The organism is Streptococcus pseudopneumoniae (genome assembly GCF_001072315.1).
GTDB lineage: Bacteria > Bacillota > Bacilli > Lactobacillales > Streptococcaceae > Streptococcus > Streptococcus pseudopneumoniae_R.
The window spans coordinates 15,631-34,318 of record NZ_JVLI01000079.1 but is presented as its reverse complement, the minus strand read 5'-3'; the positions used below and the strand labels follow the sequence as shown (position 1 = coordinate 34,318).

General features: G+C 40.1%; 20 protein-coding genes, 1 tRNA gene and 1 riboswitch. Of the genes, 5 read left to right on the top strand and 16 right to left on the bottom strand.

The features are described 5' to 3' along the window. Window positions 1-60: 60 nt before the first annotated feature. The 10 genes from ADH54_RS03795 to ADH54_RS03750 form a co-directional block, all read right to left on the bottom strand. Window positions 61-1,452, bottom strand: a complete 1,392-nt coding sequence (locus ADH54_RS03795; RefSeq protein WP_049524102.1) for an APC family permease — start codon at window positions 1,450-1,452, stop codon at window positions 61-63. A 109-nt stretch (window positions 1,453-1,561) separates the two neighbouring features. Then, window positions 1,562-2,536 (bottom strand): DUF1002 domain-containing protein, encoded by a 975-nt coding sequence (locus tag ADH54_RS03790; RefSeq protein WP_049524101.1) that lies wholly within the window; start codon window positions 2,534-2,536, stop codon window positions 1,562-1,564. 72 nt (window positions 2,537-2,608) lie between these two features. Continuing rightward, on the bottom strand, window positions 2,609-3,223 hold the full coding sequence (gene pmp23, locus ADH54_RS03785) for a cell wall hydrolase Pmp23 (RefSeq protein WP_023940692.1): 615 nt from the start codon (window positions 3,221-3,223) through the stop codon (window positions 2,609-2,611). Beyond that, window positions 3,223-4,197 carry a nucleoid-associated protein gene (locus ADH54_RS03780; protein WP_049524100.1) on the bottom strand — a complete coding sequence of 325 codons (975 nt, stop codon included), beginning with the start codon at window positions 4,195-4,197 and terminating at the stop codon, window positions 3,223-3,225. Before ADH54_RS03780 ends, pmp23 begins: the two co-directional genes overlap by 1 nt. 7 nt (window positions 4,198-4,204) lie before the next feature. After that, window positions 4,205-5,461, bottom strand: a complete 1,257-nt coding sequence (gene glyA / locus ADH54_RS03775) for a serine hydroxymethyltransferase (protein ID WP_049524099.1) — start codon at window positions 5,459-5,461, stop codon at window positions 4,205-4,207. Between the two features lie 61 nt (window positions 5,462-5,522). Then, window positions 5,523-5,954, bottom strand: coding sequence for a GNAT family N-acetyltransferase (locus ADH54_RS03770; RefSeq protein WP_049524098.1), 432 nt, complete (start codon window positions 5,952-5,954; stop codon window positions 5,523-5,525). A gap of 1 nt (window position 5,955) precedes the next feature. Next, the gene (locus ADH54_RS03765; protein ID WP_049524097.1) at window positions 5,956-6,558 is read right to left on the bottom strand and encodes an L-threonylcarbamoyladenylate synthase; all 603 of its coding nucleotides are present in this window, start codon (window positions 6,556-6,558) and stop codon (window positions 5,956-5,958) included. After that, window positions 6,542-7,378 carry a peptide chain release factor N(5)-glutamine methyltransferase gene (gene prmC, locus ADH54_RS03760; RefSeq protein WP_049524096.1) on the bottom strand — a complete coding sequence of 279 codons (837 nt, stop codon included), beginning with the start codon at window positions 7,376-7,378 and terminating at the stop codon, window positions 6,542-6,544. Before prmC ends, ADH54_RS03765 begins: the two co-directional genes overlap by 17 nt. Continuing rightward, window positions 7,378-8,457 carry a peptide chain release factor 1 gene (gene prfA / locus ADH54_RS03755; protein ID WP_004262425.1) on the bottom strand — a complete coding sequence of 360 codons (1,080 nt, stop codon included), beginning with the start codon at window positions 8,455-8,457 and terminating at the stop codon, window positions 7,378-7,380. The genes prmC and prfA overlap by 1 nt, the downstream gene beginning before the upstream one ends. Continuing rightward, window positions 8,454-9,044 carry a thymidine kinase gene (locus ADH54_RS03750; protein ID WP_049524095.1) on the bottom strand — a complete coding sequence of 197 codons (591 nt, stop codon included), beginning with the start codon at window positions 9,042-9,044 and terminating at the stop codon, window positions 8,454-8,456. Before ADH54_RS03750 ends, prfA begins: the two co-directional genes overlap by 4 nt. Before the next feature lie 123 nt (window positions 9,045-9,167). Here ADH54_RS03750 and ADH54_RS03745 point away from each other — a divergent pair, with 123 nt between their 5' ends. Beyond that, window positions 9,168-9,350: a 4-oxalocrotonate tautomerase gene (locus ADH54_RS03745; protein WP_001117397.1), complete on the top strand. Its 183-nt coding sequence runs from the start codon at window positions 9,168-9,170 to the stop codon at window positions 9,348-9,350. A 137-nt stretch (window positions 9,351-9,487) separates the two neighbouring features. After that, window positions 9,488-10,861 carry a tRNA uridine-5-carboxymethylaminomethyl(34) synthesis GTPase MnmE gene (gene mnmE / locus ADH54_RS03740; RefSeq protein WP_049524094.1) on the top strand — a complete coding sequence of 458 codons (1,374 nt, stop codon included), beginning with the start codon at window positions 9,488-9,490 and terminating at the stop codon, window positions 10,859-10,861. 44 nt (window positions 10,862-10,905) lie between these two features. Here the strand turns inward: mnmE and dapA are convergent, their stop codons facing one another. From dapA to ADH54_RS03720, 4 genes are all read right to left on the bottom strand, one after another. Beyond that, the gene (gene dapA, locus ADH54_RS03735) at window positions 10,906-11,841 is read right to left on the bottom strand and encodes a 4-hydroxy-tetrahydrodipicolinate synthase (RefSeq protein WP_000121606.1); all 936 of its coding nucleotides are present in this window, start codon (window positions 11,839-11,841) and stop codon (window positions 10,906-10,908) included. Between the two features lie 55 nt (window positions 11,842-11,896). Continuing rightward, a complete protein-coding gene (locus ADH54_RS03730) occupies window positions 11,897-12,973 on the bottom strand; it encodes an aspartate-semialdehyde dehydrogenase (protein ID WP_049524093.1) in 1,077 nt (358 codons plus the stop codon). Window positions 12,974-13,327: 354 nt separating this feature from the next. Next, window positions 13,328-13,400: transfer RNA gene (locus ADH54_RS03725), tRNA-Thr, on the bottom strand. 99 nt (window positions 13,401-13,499) lie between these two features. Further along, a complete protein-coding gene (locus ADH54_RS03720; protein ID WP_000737071.1) occupies window positions 13,500-14,009 on the bottom strand; it encodes a QueT transporter family protein in 510 nt (169 codons plus the stop codon). Beyond that, window positions 14,007-14,103, bottom strand: a riboswitch (PreQ1 riboswitch). (Overlaps the previous gene by 3 nt.) 28 nt (window positions 14,104-14,131) lie before the next feature. Here ADH54_RS03720 and ADH54_RS03715 point away from each other — a divergent pair. Next, window positions 14,132-14,563: a GtrA family protein gene (locus tag ADH54_RS03715; protein WP_000702210.1), complete on the top strand. Its 432-nt coding sequence runs from the start codon at window positions 14,132-14,134 to the stop codon at window positions 14,561-14,563. A gap of 81 nt (window positions 14,564-14,644) precedes the next feature. Further along, entirely contained in the window at window positions 14,645-15,022 is a 378-nt protein-coding gene (mscL, locus tag ADH54_RS03710) for a large conductance mechanosensitive channel protein MscL (protein ID WP_000910204.1), read from the top strand. Between the two features lie 40 nt (window positions 15,023-15,062). Here mscL and hemH read toward each other — a convergent pair whose 3' ends face one another. Continuing rightward, window positions 15,063-16,157, bottom strand: a complete 1,095-nt coding sequence (gene hemH, locus ADH54_RS03705; protein WP_049524092.1) for a ferrochelatase — start codon at window positions 16,155-16,157, stop codon at window positions 15,063-15,065. A gap of 153 nt (window positions 16,158-16,310) precedes the next feature. Between hemH and pepT the strand changes: the two genes are divergently transcribed. Then, a complete protein-coding gene (pepT, locus tag ADH54_RS03700; protein ID WP_049524091.1) occupies window positions 16,311-17,534 on the top strand; it encodes a peptidase T in 1,224 nt (407 codons plus the stop codon). Window positions 17,535-17,675: 141 nt separating this feature from the next. On the opposite strand, the gene pta is transcribed toward pepT, so the two are convergent. Then, the gene (pta, locus tag ADH54_RS03695; RefSeq protein WP_049524090.1) at window positions 17,676-18,650 is read right to left on the bottom strand and encodes a phosphate acetyltransferase; all 975 of its coding nucleotides are present in this window, start codon (window positions 18,648-18,650) and stop codon (window positions 17,676-17,678) included. Between the last annotated feature and the right edge of the window lie 38 nt (window positions 18,651-18,688).

Below are 18,688 nucleotides of genomic sequence, written 5' to 3'. Positions count from 1 at the left end.
TCAGTCACATATATACGGCAAGGCGAAGCTGACGTGGTTTGAAGAGATTTTCGAAGAGTATTATTCTTCTATGGTAGAATGCTTATAACCATAAGTGAAGTAAATAATACTTCCTACTAACAACGCAACTAGGAAAGCAATCCAAGTTTCCACATTATACTGCAACATGAAGGATAAACAAATGATGATTGATAAAATTGGTAATAAGGGTACCAATGGTGTTTTAAATTCTCCTGCTTTGGGCATTCCTTTTTCTTTCCGTAAGCGAATCAAACCATAAGCCAGCATGATCAGGTAAGACAAGGTACAAATATTTAAGAAGGCTGCGATACTAGCTAATGGAAACATTCCTGCTGCTACTGCTGAAGCTAGACCTGTCAAGATAGTAGCATTCTTTGGTACCTTGCTAGTCTTCGTTAGTTCTTTAAAGGTGTCAGGCATCAATCCGTCACGCGCTAAACTGTAAATCATACGCGATAGGGCATAAGTCATTGAGATACAAACCGTAATCAAGGTTAAGATAGCAACTAATGACACATAGTTGGCTGCCCAACTGATCCCAACACTACGAAGGGCAAAGGCAACGGCATCGTCGACATTTAGATGACTATAGTGAACCACACCAGTCAAGACAAGCGTCACCAAGGCATAGAGAATAGTTACGATAGAAAGCGATAAGACAATCCCTCTAGGAATATTTTTTTGAGGAGTCTTGACCTCATCTACGGCCATAGAGATGGATTCAAATCCCAAAAAACCGAAGAACATCAAGGACGCACCAGCCATAATACCAGTACTAGCACCATAGATTTGTCCAAAACCATAAGGAGCAAAATTACTCCAGTTGTCAAGTTTAATATGCCAGATTCCTACTAAAATAAAGAGAGCTAAAGCGGAAAATTTCAAAATCACTAGAATAGAATTAAAGCGTAAGGCTGCTTTAGCATTAAGTAAAACAAGCGAAGTAACTAGAACCAAGACAAGAATAGGCAATAAATCAACAAATGTCCCTGCTTGAGGATTAAAGGTACCATTTAAAGCCTGAGGAAGGGCTATCCCATATTGAGAAAGCAAGCCTTTAAAATAAGCTGCCCAACCCGAAGCCACACCAGATATGGCTGTCATGAACTCCATCATAGTTAACCAACCAGCCAACCAGGCTGGGAATTCTCCTAAAATAGCATATAGATAACTGTAGGCACCACCTGTAGCAGGTACTCGTGAAGCAAATTCTGCAAAAAAGAGGGCTGATAATCCTACACACAAGGCAGAAATGACGATTGAAATCACTAGGGCTGGACCAGCAAGCGTTGCAGCTGCAGTACCTGTAATTGTAAAGACACCAGTTCCTACCATGGCTCCAATACCCAGCAAAATCAAATCCCATAACTTCAAATGCCTATGCATCTCCGTTTTATCTAAACTAACATTTTTTGTTCTAAATATATTCATCTTTGACTCCAAAATAAAATGATGATTCTATTTTACCATAAATATAGGAGATTTGTGAATATTTATAAAACAATTTTCTAAAAAAATCTGACTACCTTTTTGTAACGGCTTAAGAACCAAAACTCTTGAAGAAGTTGACAATGGCTTGCCAGAGGGAGCTTAAGAAATTACCACCTTCTTCTAGCGCCTTATCAGCATCAAAGTTAAGGTTGATATTTTTAAAACTGTCGCCAGCTTGTGATACGATACTTTGTTTAAGGGCATTTAGGGTTTTAGTGAAGTCTGCATTGCTGAGGATATCACTCTTTGAGAGGTTCAAAGCAAAATTGATGATGATATTGATTTGGTTTCCTGTTATAACCTGATCAAGTTTGTAATTTTTTAAAGTATCTTCAACAATTTTACGGACATCTTCTTCTGTCAGATTTCCCTTGCTTTCTTTAGCTTTGGCAAGTCCTGACTTAATATCGGCTAGGGCAACATTTAATTTATTAGCATCATAGCCTGACTTGTCCTTGTTTTCAGCATTGATATCAGACAAAGCCTTCAACTCTTCTTGAGCCAAGTCTTTATTGGCTTGTGGTACCTTGGCTCCATTAGCTTCTAGAGAATAGTAAATCCCGGCTAAGGCACTCTCACCTGTAACTGGAATAGGTGCTGCTACAGTGATTTTGGCATGTTCCACACCCAAGGTTACTGCTGCATTTCGGTACATATCCTGAGTTACCTTAGTGATGTTTTCTGGTGTTTCAATCTTGACCTCAAGTGGAGATTTGTCACCCATTTTTTGAATCTTGGCTGATGAATACAATTGTAAGCTAGAGTCATTGGCCACATTCATGATTTTAGAATAGACATCAGGTGTCATGGTTTTGAGTTCTTTGGTATCTGTTGAGGCATTGTAGCCAAGTTTCTTTAGGGTTTGATTTTTTTGGTCTTCAGATAGTGATGAACCTAGGACATATTCAGGTTGCACATAGGTTTCATCGATGACTTTTTGAACATCTGTTGCTGCATGGACGCTATTCATAGCTGTTACTGCCCACAAGACCGCAGCACTAGTCAGAAAGAGTTTCTTTCTCATAGGGAATTTCCTCCTTTACTTTTCTAGAGTAATATATCTATCTTAAAGAAAACTTATAAAAAAACACCTGGGCTAGCCAGATGTCGAAAAGAGAGTGAAACATTTGATGATGTAAAGGTTGAGTTGAACCTGCCTAGAATAATAATAGTTTCCTCCATTTACATAGAGTTCGGCACCGTGAAAAATGGAAATGGGGTGAATATAACTATAAGTCTTTCCAGTGGTATTGCCAAGCAAGGGAGCAACCGTATCACGAGAGTACTGTTTAGCCAGTGCTAGGGTATTTTCCTTGCCATTTTGGGCGATAAAATCGATATAGGCAGGTCCAAAATTATAGGCTTGAACAGCTGTCCAGACATCAACACCCTTCTTCTGAGCCAGATAAAGATTGTCTGTCAGAGTTTGCACACCTTGCCGAATGCTAGACGCATTATCATTGATGGTGTTGGTGGAACCACTTGCAGACTCACTAGACTGCATGACGTCTCCTTCTTTACCTTTTGTTTCAGTATAAATCATAGCGAGCACGAGCTCTTCGTTTGCTGGGGTGTCTTTTTCACTCAAGATTTCTCGAACCATAGGTTGATAGGTCATGACTTGCTTGACATCTTGGTGCACGCGGTAAGCTTTATAGCCAGCAAAAAGGAAGACTGCTAGTACAAGCACTCTTCGAATTCGTTTAAACATTATTTACTTTGAATATCCTCGATATTTTTGATTAAGATAGAGTAGGTTCCATTGTCATTTTGGATAAACTCAACAGACTCAGCATCTTGATAGACGTTATTGGGAACGATGAGCTCAATTCCATTTGACAAGGAGAGTTTTTGGTTTTCAAATTTTTTAAGCTGACGACTGGCATCAATTTCATCAAACTGGACTGGTTCTGGTACGGCTTCTTTGACTTGGTCAATAAAGCTTAAACGAGCCGTCAGATTGTTGTCAAAAAGGTCATTAGCCAATTTCTCGGGTGACAATTCATTGCTTTCTTCCAGATTGTTAAAAATTGCTGATTTGACCTTAGATTGAAATTGAAAATCATCTGTGTTAAAAGTCTCAGCAATTCGCTGTGCCGTTTTTTCTAGTTCTTTGATAGATTTTTTAGGAGAAATCTTAGGAGCGACAGCAAGAAGATTATCTGAAAAATAGTTCAAAAAAGTCCCGTTGTACTTGATGCGTTTTTCAATCAAATGATACTTGCGACTTTGAAGATTGACCACTAAGGCCTCATCAGCCCCCGTTCCAAATCCAGGCAGGTTATTCTGAGTCAGCTTGATTGGATTATCAACCTCTCCTCCGAGATGGGTCAAGGTCTCCCGCAGGGCAATTCGTAAGAAAGCAAAATGTTCTATACCTTCTTTAGAAAATTGCACAAAAATCAAGTCATTAGTCTTGAGATTTTCTGAAATACTGAACTCTTCTTTCCAGAGATTAGCCAGTGTTACTGATGTCTCCAACAAATCGTCTGTGATGTGATTGAAGAAGGGATTTTCTTCTTCGAAAATCCCAGTCTTAGCTTCATCTGAATACACACGTTCAATTTTTTTACGCAGGTATTCTTCGATTTTTGGAGTAATATTGAGAAACTTATCCGCTAGGAACAGCTCCGTATCATCCGGACTGAACTGATGAATAATAGCTTTCTTAATATAAATGTCCATAAAAGTTTTAGTCCTCGTATAATGGGAAGGCATCTGTTAATTCTTTAACTGCACTTCTCACTTCTTCTAAGACAGCTTCATTTTCTGCATTCTTAAGGGTTTTAATAATAAGTTCAGCCACTTTGCGACTTTCTTCTTCACCAAATCCACGTGCAGTAATGGCTGCAGATCCGATACGAATACCACTTGTCTTAAATGGTGACAAGGTTTCGTAAGGGATTGAGTTTTTATTTAGAGTAATATTGACTTCATCCAGCAAGTTTTGAGCAACTTTTCCGTTTTCTACAACCTTGGTTACATCAACTAGGAAGAGGTGGTTTTCAGTTCCGCCAGAAATGATACGGAAATCAGGGTTTTGCAAGAAAACATCTGCCATAGCCTTGCTGTTTTTGATAACATTGGCAGCATATTCCTTGAAGGCTGGATCCAAAACTTCTTTGAAGGAAACAGCCTTAGCTGCAACAACATGCTCCAAAGGACCACCTTGAATACCAGGGAAAATAGCTGAGTTGATTTTCTTAGCTAGATCTTCATCATTTGTCAAAATCAAGCCACCACGCGGTCCACGAAGCGTTTTGTGGGTCGTTGTTGTAGTGATATGAGCGTATGGTACTGGACTTGGGTGAAGACCAGCAGCAACCAAACCAGCGATATGAGCCATATCTACCATGAGCTTAGCTCCAACAGCATCAGCAATTTCACGGAATTTTGAAAAATCGATAATTTGAGAATAGGCTGAAGCTCCTGCTACGATCAATTTTGGTTTTACTTCTCGGGCTTGTTTCAAGATAGCATCAAAGTCCAAGAGTTCCGTTTCAGGATCCACACTATAAGACACAAAGTTGTAAGTTTGACCAGAGAAGCTAACAGGAGCTCCGTGGGTCAAGTGTCCACCTGCTGCCAAATCCATTCCCATAACGGTATCACCTGGTTCAATCAAGGCCATGTAAGCTGCACAGTTGGCTTGGCTTCCTGAGTGAGGTTGGACATTAGCGAATTTAGCGCCAAAAATTTCTTTTGCACGTTCAATAGCTAGAGTTTCTACCACGTCTACTACATCAGTTCCACCATAATAACGGCGTCCTGGGTAACCCTCGGCATATTTGTTTGTCAAGATAGACCCTTGAGCTGCCATAACAGCCTTGGAAACTACGTTTTCCGAAGCAATCAACTCAATGTTGTTTTGTTGGCGTTCTTCTTCTTTGGCAATAGCATTCCAGAGATCAGCATCGTATGCTTTAAAATCATCTTTGTCAAAAATCATAGGTCTTCTCCTTTATTGTGTGACTAGTCCATTAGTTTTATTTTCTTATTAGAAAATTAAACTAAAAGATGCGAATAAACCGTTTCTGCATTTTATCACAAGTATAACCAACTTTTTCATAAAATGCATGAGCTCCCAGACGATGATCGGCAGAGTTTAAGCGAATAAACCCATAGCCACGTCTTTTTGCTTCTTCTTCCAACCCTTTTAGCAAGTTTTTACCAATACCTTGCCCTTGTGCTTGAGGTGAAACTGCTAAAGCTAAAATATTAAATCCTGCTTTGGAATAAAGTGATTCGTAAACTTCAGCGTGGACATATCCAAGTAAGACATGACTGGCTGCATCCTCATATCCAAGTAGGAAATGATGGGAATTCTGAGACAGTCTAGCTAGTTGACTAGCTGTGTCCTCTTGACTAAACGAATAGCCCAAAGCATCTTGGTTAATGTCACATATAGCTTTCACATCAGTTTCTTGTAAATCTCTTAGCATTTCATTCCTCCTCAAAAGAAATCTCTGGCAACTGAGCAAGAATATCTTCTCGCTTAATGGCCCCTTGGCGTAAGATTTTCACCTTGTCTCCAGACAAATCCAAAATAGTTGAATCCTGTCCAGTTAGAAAAGAATCGTCTTCCAAACCCAAAACCTCTTGGTCAAAATCCTCTAGAATTTGATTAAAGGTCACTCCACTTGCCTGACCTGAAATATTGGCAGACGGTCCAATCAAGGGACCTGTCTCTCGAATCAAATCAAGGGTAATGGGATGACTTGGCATCCGAAATCCAACAGTTGCAAGACCAGAATTGACCCAATAGGGAACTCGGTCATTGGCTTCAAGGATAATGGTCAAGGGACCTGGTAAAAAGGGCTCTACAAGTTTTTGAAGATAAGTTGGCTGATTTTTTGAAAAGTGCAAGATGTCCTCGAGAGAGGCAACATTGAGGTTAAGCGCCTTGTCTCTAGGTCGACGTTTAAGTTGGTATACATGTTCAACTGCTTTTTCGTCTAGAGCCTTGGCAAAAAGACCGTAAACCGTCTCTGTAGGTAGAACGACAGCCCCACCCTTTTCTAACTCTTGTTTAATCCTGTCCATCATCAACCACGACCATCCTATCTTGACCAAATTGGTCCTTGAGTGCTCTTACACGTTTTTCAGGAAGATACTTCCTAAAAAGTTCAGGAACACTTTGACCTTGCTTGTATCCAATTTCAAGGTAAATCTTACCACCGTCTTTGAGGTAGTCTTTTGCATCTTCCGCAATTCTACGGTAAATAGCTAGGCCATCCTCATCTGCAAAGAGAGCTAGATGAGGCTCCGAATGCAAAACATTCAAGCCTACCTCTGACTCATCTTCACGAGAGATATAGGGTGGATTGGAAACAATTATATCATATTTTTCAGAAATTTCTGTAAAACAGTCAGATTTTTTTAAAAATATTTGAAGATTTTGATTTTTAGCATTTTCGTTAGCTAAATCTAAAGCATCTTGGGAAATATCTGCTGCTGTCACTGACCAATCTGGTCTATTTTTTGCTAGAGCGAGAGCAATAGCTCCACTACCTGTCCCAATATCTAGGACCTTAAGATTTTCTTCAGAATTTTCAGCCAGGATAAGCTCGACTAATTCCTCTGTCTCTGGACGGGGAATCAAAACCCGCTCATCAACTTTTAACTGCATTCCATAAAAATCTGCCTGTCCGATGATATACTGTGCTGGTTTATGATCTACTAACTGTTGAAAAATTCCTTTTACAAATTGTTTTTCTTCCTCTGTTACCTCTTTCTGGAGGGCAAAAACAAAATCTGTGAAAGGAAGATTTTTCAGGCCACGATAGACAAAAGAGAGGCTTTCAGCTTCCTCTCCTTGTCTTATCAACTCTTCTTCAAAATCTGAAAATAATTGAGCTAATATCATTATTTATTTAATTCTTCTAATTTTTGTGTTTGGTCATAGAGCACCAAAGCATCCACAACCTCATCCAATTTACCAGACAAAATAGTATCTAGTTTTTGGAGAGTCAAGCCGATACGGTGGTCTGTGACACGGTTTTGTGGGAAGTTATAAGTACGAATCCGTTCTGAACGGTCACCAGTACCAATCGTTGACTTACGCTCAGCGTCTTGTTCATCTTGTGCAATTTGTGCGAAGTGGTCAGCAACACGCGCACGGATGATTTTCATGGCTTTCTCACGGTTTTTCTGCTGGGTACGTTCTTCCTGCATCTCAACCTTGATATTGGTTGGTAAGTGAACGATACGAACGGCTGTCGCAACCTTATTGACGTTCTGTCCACCAGCACCAGAGGCGTGGTAGATGTCGACACGAAGGTCTTTGGGATCAATGTCGTATTCAACTTCTTCAACTTCTGGCATAACAAGAACTGTCGCTGTCGAAGTATGAACACGGCCTTGACTTTCTGTCACAGGGACACGTTGCACACGGTGGGCACCTGATTCGTACTTAAGCTTAGAGTATACAGACTGACCAGAAACCATGGCAACCACTTCTTTGAAACCACCGACGCCATTTATAGAGGCTTCCATGACTTCAAAACGCCAACCTTGGGCTTCCGCATACTTTTGGTACATGGTTAGAAGGTCTCCAGCGAAAAGTGCTGCTTCGTCACCACCAGCAGCTCCACGAATTTCAAGGATGATGTTCTTGTCATCGTTTGGATCCTTTGGAAGGAGCAAAATTTTCAATTTCTCTTCGTATTCTTCTTTTTCAGCCTTGGCATCTTTGAGTTCTTGCTTGGCCATTTCTTCCAAGTCCGCATCTCCGCCTGATTCCTTAATCATCTCTTCAGCATCAACGATGTTTTGAAGGACTTGTTTGTACTCACGGTAGGCTGTTACGGTATCACGAGTTGAAGCTTCTTCTTTTGAAAGCTCCATAAAACGTTTGGTGTCAGAGACCACATCCGGGTCACTGAGCAATTCTCCTAATTCTTCATAACGGTCTTCTACAGCTTGTAGTTGATCATAGATGTTCATTTTTCTTCATTCTCCTTATTGATTTCAGGCGCAAAATAATGTTTACGGCAAACCGAGATATAGGTTTCATTTCCACCAATCTGGATCTGCTCACCATCATAAACGGGTAGTCCATCCTGTGTACGCAAAACCATAGTTGCCTTTTTCTTACAATACTGACAGATGGTCTTAATTTCGTCAATCTTGTCTGCTAAAAGCAAGAGATACTTGGAACCTTCGAACAGTTCATTGCGAAAGTCATTTTTCAAGCCAAAAGCCATGACAGGTATGTCTAACTCATCAACAACACGAGCTAGATCGTAAACATGGTGACGCTTGAGAAACTGGGCTTCATCGACCAACACACAGTAAGGTGTTTCTGGTAAATCACGGATATAGCCGAAGATATCAGTTGTTTCCTCAATCGCAAGGGCAGGGCGTTTCATGCCAATTCGACTCGACACATAGCCAACACCATCACGAGTATCCAGAGCTGAAGTCATAATCACAACACCTTTTCCCTGCTCCTCGTAGTTATAGGCCACCTTGAGAATCTCAATCGTTTTACCAGAGTTCATGGTCCCATAACGATAATACAACTGTGCCATGTTTCTTGCTTCACGTCCATTTCTAAATTTTTGCTACATTCTAGTATATCATAATTTTCTTAAGCTTTAAACGGCAAAATGTGGTAAAATAGAAGAAATCAAAAACTAGTGGAGGAAGCTATTATGCCATTTGTACGCATCGATTTATTTGAAGGACGCACGCTCGAGCAAAAGAAAGCTCTTGCTAAGGAAGTAACAGAAGCTATTGTCCGTAACACTGGAGCCCCTCAATCTGCTGTCCATGTCATCATCAACGACATGCCAGAAGGAACTTATTTCCCACAAGGGGAAATGCGCACCAAATAAGCTAGCTTAAGCAGAATTGCTTAGGCTTTTTCAATCTCCAAGTAGCATTCATTGAAGAAATAGTTCAAATTTGTTACAATTTGAAAAGAGACTTGGAAAAATTTCCAAGAAAAGAGCCATTTATTAAAGGAAACATTATGATTACACGTGAATTTGATACCATCGCTGCTATCTCTACTCCACTAGGTGAAGGGGCTATTGGTATTGTCCGCCTGAGCGGAACAGAAAGTTTTGCTATTGCGCAAAAGATTTTTAAAGGAAAAGACTTGACCAAGGTTGCTAGCCATACCCTTAACTACGGTCACATCGTTGACCCTCTGAGTGGTAAAGTCATGGACGAAGTCATGATTGGAGCCATGAAATCTCCAAAAACCTTCACTCGTGAGGATATTATCGAAATCAACACCCACGGTGGGATTGCGGTGACCAATGAAATTCTCCAACTAGCTATCCGTGAAGGAGCTCGGTTGGCAGAACCTGGTGAATTTACCAAACGTGCCTTTTTAAACGGTCGCGTAGATTTGACTCAGGCTGAAGCGGTCATGGATATCATTCGCGCCAAGACTGACAAGGCCATGAACATTGCGGTCAAACAACTCGATGGTTCCCTTTCTGAACTCATTAACAATACCCGTCAAGAAATCCTTAACACACTTGCCCAAGTCGAGGTTAATATTGACTATCCTGAGTATGACGATGTTGAAGAAGCGACTACTGCTGTGGTCCGTGAGAAGACTATGGAGTTTGAGCAATTGCTAACTAATCTCCTTAGGACAGCCCGTCGCGGTAAAATCCTTCGTGAAGGAATTTCTACTGCCATCATCGGCCGTCCTAACGTTGGAAAATCCAGCCTCCTCAACAATCTCTTGCGTGAGGACAAGGCTATCGTTACAGACATTGCTGGTACTACTCGAGATGTCATCGAAGAATACGTCAATATCAACGGTGTTCCTCTCAAACTGATTGATACAGCTGGTATTCGTGAAACAGATGATATTGTGGAACAAATCGGAGTTGAGCGTTCGAAAAAAGCCCTCAAGGAAGCTGACTTAGTTCTACTAGTACTAAATGCCAGTGAACCACTAACCTCCCAAGACCGCCAACTCCTAGAAATCAGTCAAGAGACTAATCGCATTATTCTTCTTAACAAAACTGACCTGCCTGAAGCGATTGAAACTTCTGAACTTCCTGAAGATGTCATCCGCATTTCAGTTCTTAAAAATCAAAACATCGATAAAATCGAAGAGAGAATCAACAACCTCTTCTTTGAAAATGCTGGTCTAGTCGAGCAAGATGCAACCTACTTGTCCAACGCCCGTCATATTTCCTTGATTGAGAAGGCTATTGAAAGTTTGCAGGCTGTTAATGAAGGACTGGAACTAGGTATGCCAGTTGATCTGCTTCAAGTTGACTTGACTCGTACTTGGGAAATCCTCGGAGAAATCACTGGGGATGCTGCTCCTGATGAACTCATTACCCAACTCTTTAGCCAATTCTGTTTAGGAAAATAAGAAATCCATGATCGTTCATTCGGTCATGGATTTTATTGTCTTTATTAGTAATCTGGTCTTAAGACACCTGTTACAGTTGCCTTGGTCGCTTCGTAGTCGCCATCTACGACAACCTTGATAATGCGTTTGGCATCTTCTTCTGGTGCTGGAACAAGAGGTAGACGAGTTGGACCAGCTTCAAATCCCATATAATTCAGAACTGCCTTAACAGGAGCAGGACTTGGATAAGAGAAGAGGGCATTGACCTTAGGAATGAATTTACGTTGAATAGCTGCAGCCTTCTTCATATCGCTTTCTGCAATGGCAGTAAACATCTCGTGCATTTCATCCCCATTTGTATGAGAGGCAACAGAAATAACCCCATCCGCACCAAGATTCATGGCATGGAAAGCATCTCCATCCTCACCTGTATAAATCAAGAATTCTTCAGGCTTGTGCTCAATCAAGTAAGCCATATTAGCCAAGCTAGTACATTCTTTAACACCAATGATATTTGGATGGTCAGCCAAACGAAGCATGGTTTCTGGAGTTAATTCAACAACTACACGACCTGGAATATTATAGATAATAATTGGTAAGTCAGAAGCATCTGCAATGGCTTTAAAATGCTGATACATTCCTTCTTGAGAAGGTTTGTTGTAGTAAGGTACAATAGCAAGTCCAGCAGCAAAACCGCCAAATTCCGCTACTTCTTTGACAAACTCAATAGAGTCACGCGTATCATTAGTACCTACACCCGCAATCAAAGGAACGCGTCCATTGACAATCTTTTGTACAGCCGCAAACAATTCCAACTCTTCATCGTGGGTCAAGGTTGGACTCTCAGCAGTGGTTCCTGCGAGAAGAATCCCATCCGTATGATGAGCCAATAAATGCTCAATCAAGGCTGGAATAGCATCAAAGTTGATGGAACCATCCTCGTGGAAGGGAGTAATAAAGGCTGTGATGATTTTACACTCTTTTAAATCTTGATAAGACATGAAAACACCTCTCTATTTCAAAGAAGGAGTTCATCTGAACTCCTAAACGATATGACTATTTTAATTCAAATTTCAATTCAGCTGTTGGACGAACCAAGCCACGTTCATGAAGAGTTTCTGCAATCTGAACTGAGTTCCAAGCAGCACCTTTGAGAAGGTTATCTGAAACAACCCACATGTGAATTCCTTTTTCAGCATCCAAGTCTTTACGGATACGACCAACAAAGGTATCACGCGAACCAACTGCATTGATGGCTTGAGGATAGATTTGATGAGCTACATCATCTTCAAGAACAGCACCTGGGAAGGCTGCGATAGCTGCTTTTACTTCTTCAATTGGAGCCACTTCTTTTGTTTCGATGTAAACAGACTCAGAGTGAGCTGACAAGACTGGAATACGCACACATGTTGCAGATACTGCAATGCTATCATCTTCCATAATTTTCTTAGTTTCCTTGGTCATCTTCATCTCTTCGTAAGTGTAATCATTATCAGTGAAGACATCGATTTGTGGAAGAGCGTTAAAAGCGATAGGATAGTGTTTCTTGTCACCACCTGAAGGCAAGATTTCCGCATGCAAATCATGTGGTTTCACTCCATCATTCAAGACCTCACGAAGTTCACGTTGTGTCTCAAGAATTGCTCCCATACCAGCACCTGAAACGGCTTGATAAGTTGAAACAATGATACGGTCCAAGCCCCATTTTTGGCGAACTGGCTCAAGAGCTACCATCATTTGGATTGTTGAACAGTTAGGGCAAGCAATAATCCCGTTGTGGGCATCAAGTGCGTGAGCATTGACCTCTGGAACAACCAAAGGAACGTCTGGATTTTGACGGAAGTAAGATGTATTATCTACTACTACCGCTCCAGCTTTAACTGCGTATGGTGCATACTTAGCTGATGTAGAACCACCTGCTGAAAAGAGAGCAATGTCAACTCCTTCAAAAGCTGTTTCAGTCGTTTCTTCAATCGTAATATCTTGGTCTTTAAATTTCAAAGTCTTGCCTGCTGAACGAGCAGAAGCAAGGTAACGGATTTTATCGATTGGAAGTGTTGATTCTTCCAACATTTTTATCATCTGAGCTCCGACAGCACCTGTCGCGCCGACTACAGCAACTGTATATCCCATAAATAACCTCTTTCGGAATTTTCTAAAAATTTCTATAATAGATGTATTATACTACTTTTTCCATGAATTGCAAAGCTTTTTCATCATTTTTTGGAAAATAAAAATCCCCAGTCGCTAGACTAGGGACTAAGAGGCATCTTCATGTGATGAGCAGGTTCACACAACTCATCAAGGTCCGCTCCTGCGTTATGACCTCCTTATGCTCAATAGTAGCCCGAAGACTACCTATCGACTCATCGCATCTTCTATTCTACTAAAGAGAATGACTTTTGTCAACAAACGAAACGCTTTAACTTCATTTATACAGGTCGATAAGAAAAACCTTGATCTCCCAAGGTCATTTTGTCTATATCATGCTAATTGCCGGGATTGAACCGGCGACCTCATCCTTACCATGGATGCGCTCTGCCAACTGAGCTAAATCAGCTTACTTAAGAAGTATACTATAATCAGAAAAGCTTGTCAAGTTTCCTTAGAAATTTTCCATAAGAAAAAGCCAGGTAAAGGCTACCTAGCTTGTCCTGTTCTATTTGCTTAAATCGATTCGACGACCAATTTTACCGATAATAATCGCTCCAATAATCAATGAGGCAAATTCACCGATCCCTGTTGTGAACCAAGTAAGGAAAAATGGTAATTCTGCTACAATATTTAACTCTGCAGCGATAGTAAACATGGAAATTGAAAAGAGGATTGAAAAAAAGAAATGATCTTTTCGAATCAATCCGTTAAAGAGGTAATCCTTGCTGTATTTTGCAAAAAGCCAAACACCTAAACTGAGGAATACCAAGGTTGATCCACCACCAACAAAGACATCTAGGAGTCCGAAGCTAAAGAAATTAGCAATCATACAACCGATGGTAACTCCGATGATGTACTTAGGATTGTAAAAAGCCATAAAGTTCATCATTTCTGAAATACGGAACTGATAAGCACCATAGCTAATGGCATTTAGAGGCGGTGTGACAGTCAAAACGACATAGATAGCAGCGACGATTGCAATATCTGCAACATCACGAATAGTTAATTTTTTCATCTTTTCTCCTTTAGCGGTTATCCGCGTGTAATATGCTTGGTGAAAGAAGCTAAGCACCAAGGGTTGCTTTATTCAACCTTACTAGTATAGCACAATAGCCTGCTTTATGCTATACTTAAACCATGAAAATTCGTATTCAAAAATTTTTTAACAATGAAATCTTAGCCTATCTCTTTTTTGGCCTTGCAACAACCCTAGTTTCGATTCTCTCACGACTAGTCATTTATCAACTAAGTCATCAGGAACTCCTTGCTACTGCCCTAGCAAATAGTATCGGTATCCTCTTTGCCTTTATCACAAATGATACAATCGTGTTTAAGCAAGCAAGGAAGAATCGGCTTATCCGTTTAGTGAAATTTTTTCTTGCCCGCCTTTCTACTTTTCTGTTAGATTTGCTCTTTACTTTTCTGTTTGTGACTCAGTTTCCTCACATCATAGGTCAATTCGTAAATGAAAATCTTGATAAGGTAAATGCAATTGAAACAGTTCTTGCACAATTATTGATAATTATTCTTAATTACATTTTAAGCAAGGTCTATGTTTTTAATAAATAAAACTTCTGAGCATATATCTTGCAAGCTTTTCTTAATTAATATATAATAAATAGTAAAAATTTTTGAAAGGATATTATGAAAATGTTAAAAGATCTTAAAGCATTTTTGCTTCGTGGTAATGTTGTTGACCTTGCTGTCGGCGTGATCATTGCCTCTGCTTTTGGTGCTATCGTTACTTCACTTGTAAACGACATTATCACTCCTCTTATTTTAAATCCCGCTTTGAAAGCTGCTAAAGTCGAACGTATCGCTCAACTTTCTTGGCATGGAGTCGGCTATGGTAACTTTTTAAGTGCTATTATCAATTTTATCTTTGTCGGTACCGCCCTCTTCTTTATTATCAAGGGTATTGAAAAAGCACAGAAACTGACTGGCATAAAGGAAGAAAAAACTGACGAAAAAAAACCAACCGAGTTGGAAGTACTTCAAGAAATCAAAGCCCTTCTTGAGAAAAAATAAGCGATTAAAAGGATCTAGCGCAAAGCTAAATCCTTTTTCTTTACTCTTTCGGCAACTTGCCTGCTTTTTCTAGCATCTTCTTGATAAGATAAGGCATCTTAACATTCTCCCGACCTTTTTTCTCAATCAATTTTTTCACAAATTCTGGCATTTGTAAATCTTGAGATTCGGCCAAAATGTTTTTAGTCTCATCTGAAGGAACTAACTCATCAAAGGTTTCTTCTTCTGGGAGAAATTCCTTAAACTCTTTGTCCTCATTAGCTCTGACTGTATTAACCAAGGCATCAATCAAACGAGAATCTGTATTTGGCATTGGTGGACGATGGTAGTTTACCCCAAATTCCTGACATAAGTCATAACATTCCACATCATTGTCAAACAAGACTTCAATATGCTCGCTAATGAAGCTGATAGGAACAAAAATATAATGGTCTGGATGTTCTGTCTGTTCTCTGAGATACTCCAAAACATCTGGTTTAATCCATGGAATACCGATATCACTTTCACTCTGCCAAGTGTTGGTATATTGTTCGGAACTCAAACCTAGTTTTTCAGCGACTAACTTGCTATTTTCAAAAATTTGGTCAATATAAGGATCACCAAAATCCAAGGCAAAAATAGGTACACTATGGGCAGAAAAGATGACTTTAAAGCTATCTTGCTTCACTTCATCTTTTAAAATCTTAGCAATTTCATCTGCCCAATAGTTTAAGAGCGCTTCTTCCTGATACCAGTCCTTAATGACCAAAAATTGAATTTGCTTGCTTTCTAAAAATTTCTCATAACCCATGACAGAGTAAAAAGAATAATGAGGCTCCAAAATCAAGCAAATACACTGTTCAATGCCGTCTGATTCCATCTGACCAATCACATCTGGGATAAAGGGACTGGAAAACTTATTGGCAAAATAGACACTATATTCATTTCCTAGCCTAGCTTCTACCAAGGCAACCTCTTCACGGGTAATTTTTTGCAGAGGCGTGCCTCCAATAAGTACATAATTATCATAGAGAGTTTGAATCTCATGGTCTTGAGGTCTCACTCCACGACGAATATTTGTGAAAAAATCAGCTACACCTTCAAAGGTAATCTCTTCTGGTGAACCGAAAGTCATCATTAAAATTGCTTTTTTCATAATCGCTTCCTTGTGATATTTTTATCAAGTTTATTTTATCATTTATCCATTAATAAGTAAACGCCAACATAGCGAATTTCCCTAACTTCTGTCTTTTGTTTTTCTCTCTTTTCTATGATACAATGGAAAAAATGAATTCAAAAGGAGTTTTTTATGACTTATCCCAATCTCTTGGATCGCTTCCTAACCTACGTTAAGGTCAACACGCGCTCTGATGAACACTCTACTACTACTCCAAGTACACAGAGTCAGGTTGACTTCGCAACAAATGTCCTAATTCCTGAAATGAAACGTGTTGGACTTCAAAACGTCTACTACCTTCCAAATGGTTTTGCAATTGGTACCTTGCCAGCCAATGATCCATCTTTAACACGTAAAATTGGCTTCATCTCCCACATGGATACTGCTGATTTTAATGCCGAAGGAGTTAATCCTCAGGTAATTGAAAACTACGATGGTGGTGTGATTGAACTTGGAAATTCTGGTTTCAAACTCGATCCAGCTGACTTTAAGAGTCTTGAGAAATATCCAGGCCAAACACTCATCACAACAGATGGAACAACCTTGCTAGGAGCTGATGACAAGTCAGGCATTGCTGAAATTATGACAGCTATTGATTATCTAACTGCTCATCCTGAAATCAAACACTGTGAGATTCGTGTTGGTTTTGGTCCAGATGAAGAAATCGGTGTTGGTGCTAATAAATTTGATGCAGAAGATTTTGATGTGGATTTTGCCTACACTGTTGATGGAGGACCGCTAGGGGAACTTCAGTACGAGACTTTCTCAGCAGCTGGTGCTGAATTGCATTTCCAAGGTCGTAATGTCCACCCTGGTACTGCCAAAGGTCAGATGGTTAATGCTCTTCAGCTAGCAATTGATTTCCATAATCAACTCCCAGAGAATGACCGACCTGAGTTAACTGATGGCTACCAAGGTTTCTATCATCTTATGGATGTAACAGGTAGTGTTGAGGAGGCAAGTGCTAGCTACATCATTCGCGATTTTGAAAAAGATGCCTTTGAATCGCGTAAAGCAGCTATGCAGTCTATCGCTGATAAGATGAATCAAGAATTTGGTAGCGACCGTGTTACCCTAAACTTGACAGATCAGTACTACAATATGAAAGAAGTCATTGAAAAAGATATGACTCCAATTACCATTGCTAAAGCCGTTATGGAAGATCTGGGTATCACTCCTATTATCGAACCAATCCGTGGAGGGACAGACGGCTCTAAGATTTCCTTTATGGGAATCCCAACCCCTAATATCTTTGCTGGTGGCGAGAATATGCACGGACGTTTTGAATACGTTAGCCTTCAGACTATGGAACGTGCAGTTGATACCATCATTGGTATCGTAGCTTATAAAGACTAAAAATAGGCTGGGAAAAAACTCAATTTTAAGAGAAAATGAAGTAAATCTTCACACAATAAAACGCATAGTATCAAGTTTTTTCAGCTCCTGATACTGTGCGTTTTTTGATTATAAATACGAATTATTTAGTAGCACTTCTCTTTATTGATGAACAGCTTGGGCCGCTGTGATAAGGGTCAACTTGTACACATCATCCGCATTACATCCACGAGAAAGGTCGTTAACTGGTTTGTTCAAACCTTGCAAAACAGGTCCTACAGCTGCAAAACCACCAAGACGTTCAGCCATCTTGTATCCGATATTTCCTGCTTCGATACCTGGGAAGATGAAAACATTTGCTTGACCAGCTACCGTACTTCCAGGAGCTTTCAGAGCTGCAGTTTCTGGAACAAAGGCTGCATCAAATTGCAACTCACCATCGATTTCAAGGTCAGGACGCAAGTCGTGAGCAATTTTAGTGGCTTCAACAACCTTATCAACGCTTTCTCCAAATCCTGATCCTTTAGTAGAATAGCTTAGCATAGCAATTTTAGGCTCGATGCCAAACATCTTAGCTGTGATTGCTGAGTTGATGGCAATTTCAGCCAAGGCTTCTGCGTCTGGATTAATATTGATGGCACAGTCCCCAAAGAGGTAACGTTCCGTACCACGAACCATGAGGAAGGCACCTGAAGTACGCGTTACATTTGGGCGAGTTTTAATGATTTGTAGGGCTGGACGAACTGTTGAAGCTGTTGAGTGAATAGCTCCAGATACCATTCCATCAACCAAGCCCAAGTAAACCAACATAACACCAAAGTAATTGACATCTTCAACCAAAACCTTGCGTGCATCTTCTTCAGACATTTTGCCCTTGCGACGCTCCACTAGAGCACCAACCATTTCTTCAAATTGAGGATAATGTTGAGGGTCAATAACTTCATAACCATCCATGATCCCTTCAATTTCAAGATAAATTTTAATTTTTTCAGGATTTCCAAGCAAAACAGGAATCACTTCTGTTTCTTTTACCAAGCGTTTAGTTGCTTGAAGAATACGAGGCTCTTCCCCTTCAGGGAGAACGATACGAGCATTTTTACCAACCAGGTTGGCTTTGAGACTTTCAAAAACTTCCATGAGTTTTCTCCTTTAAGATAATAATTATACTCTGAAAC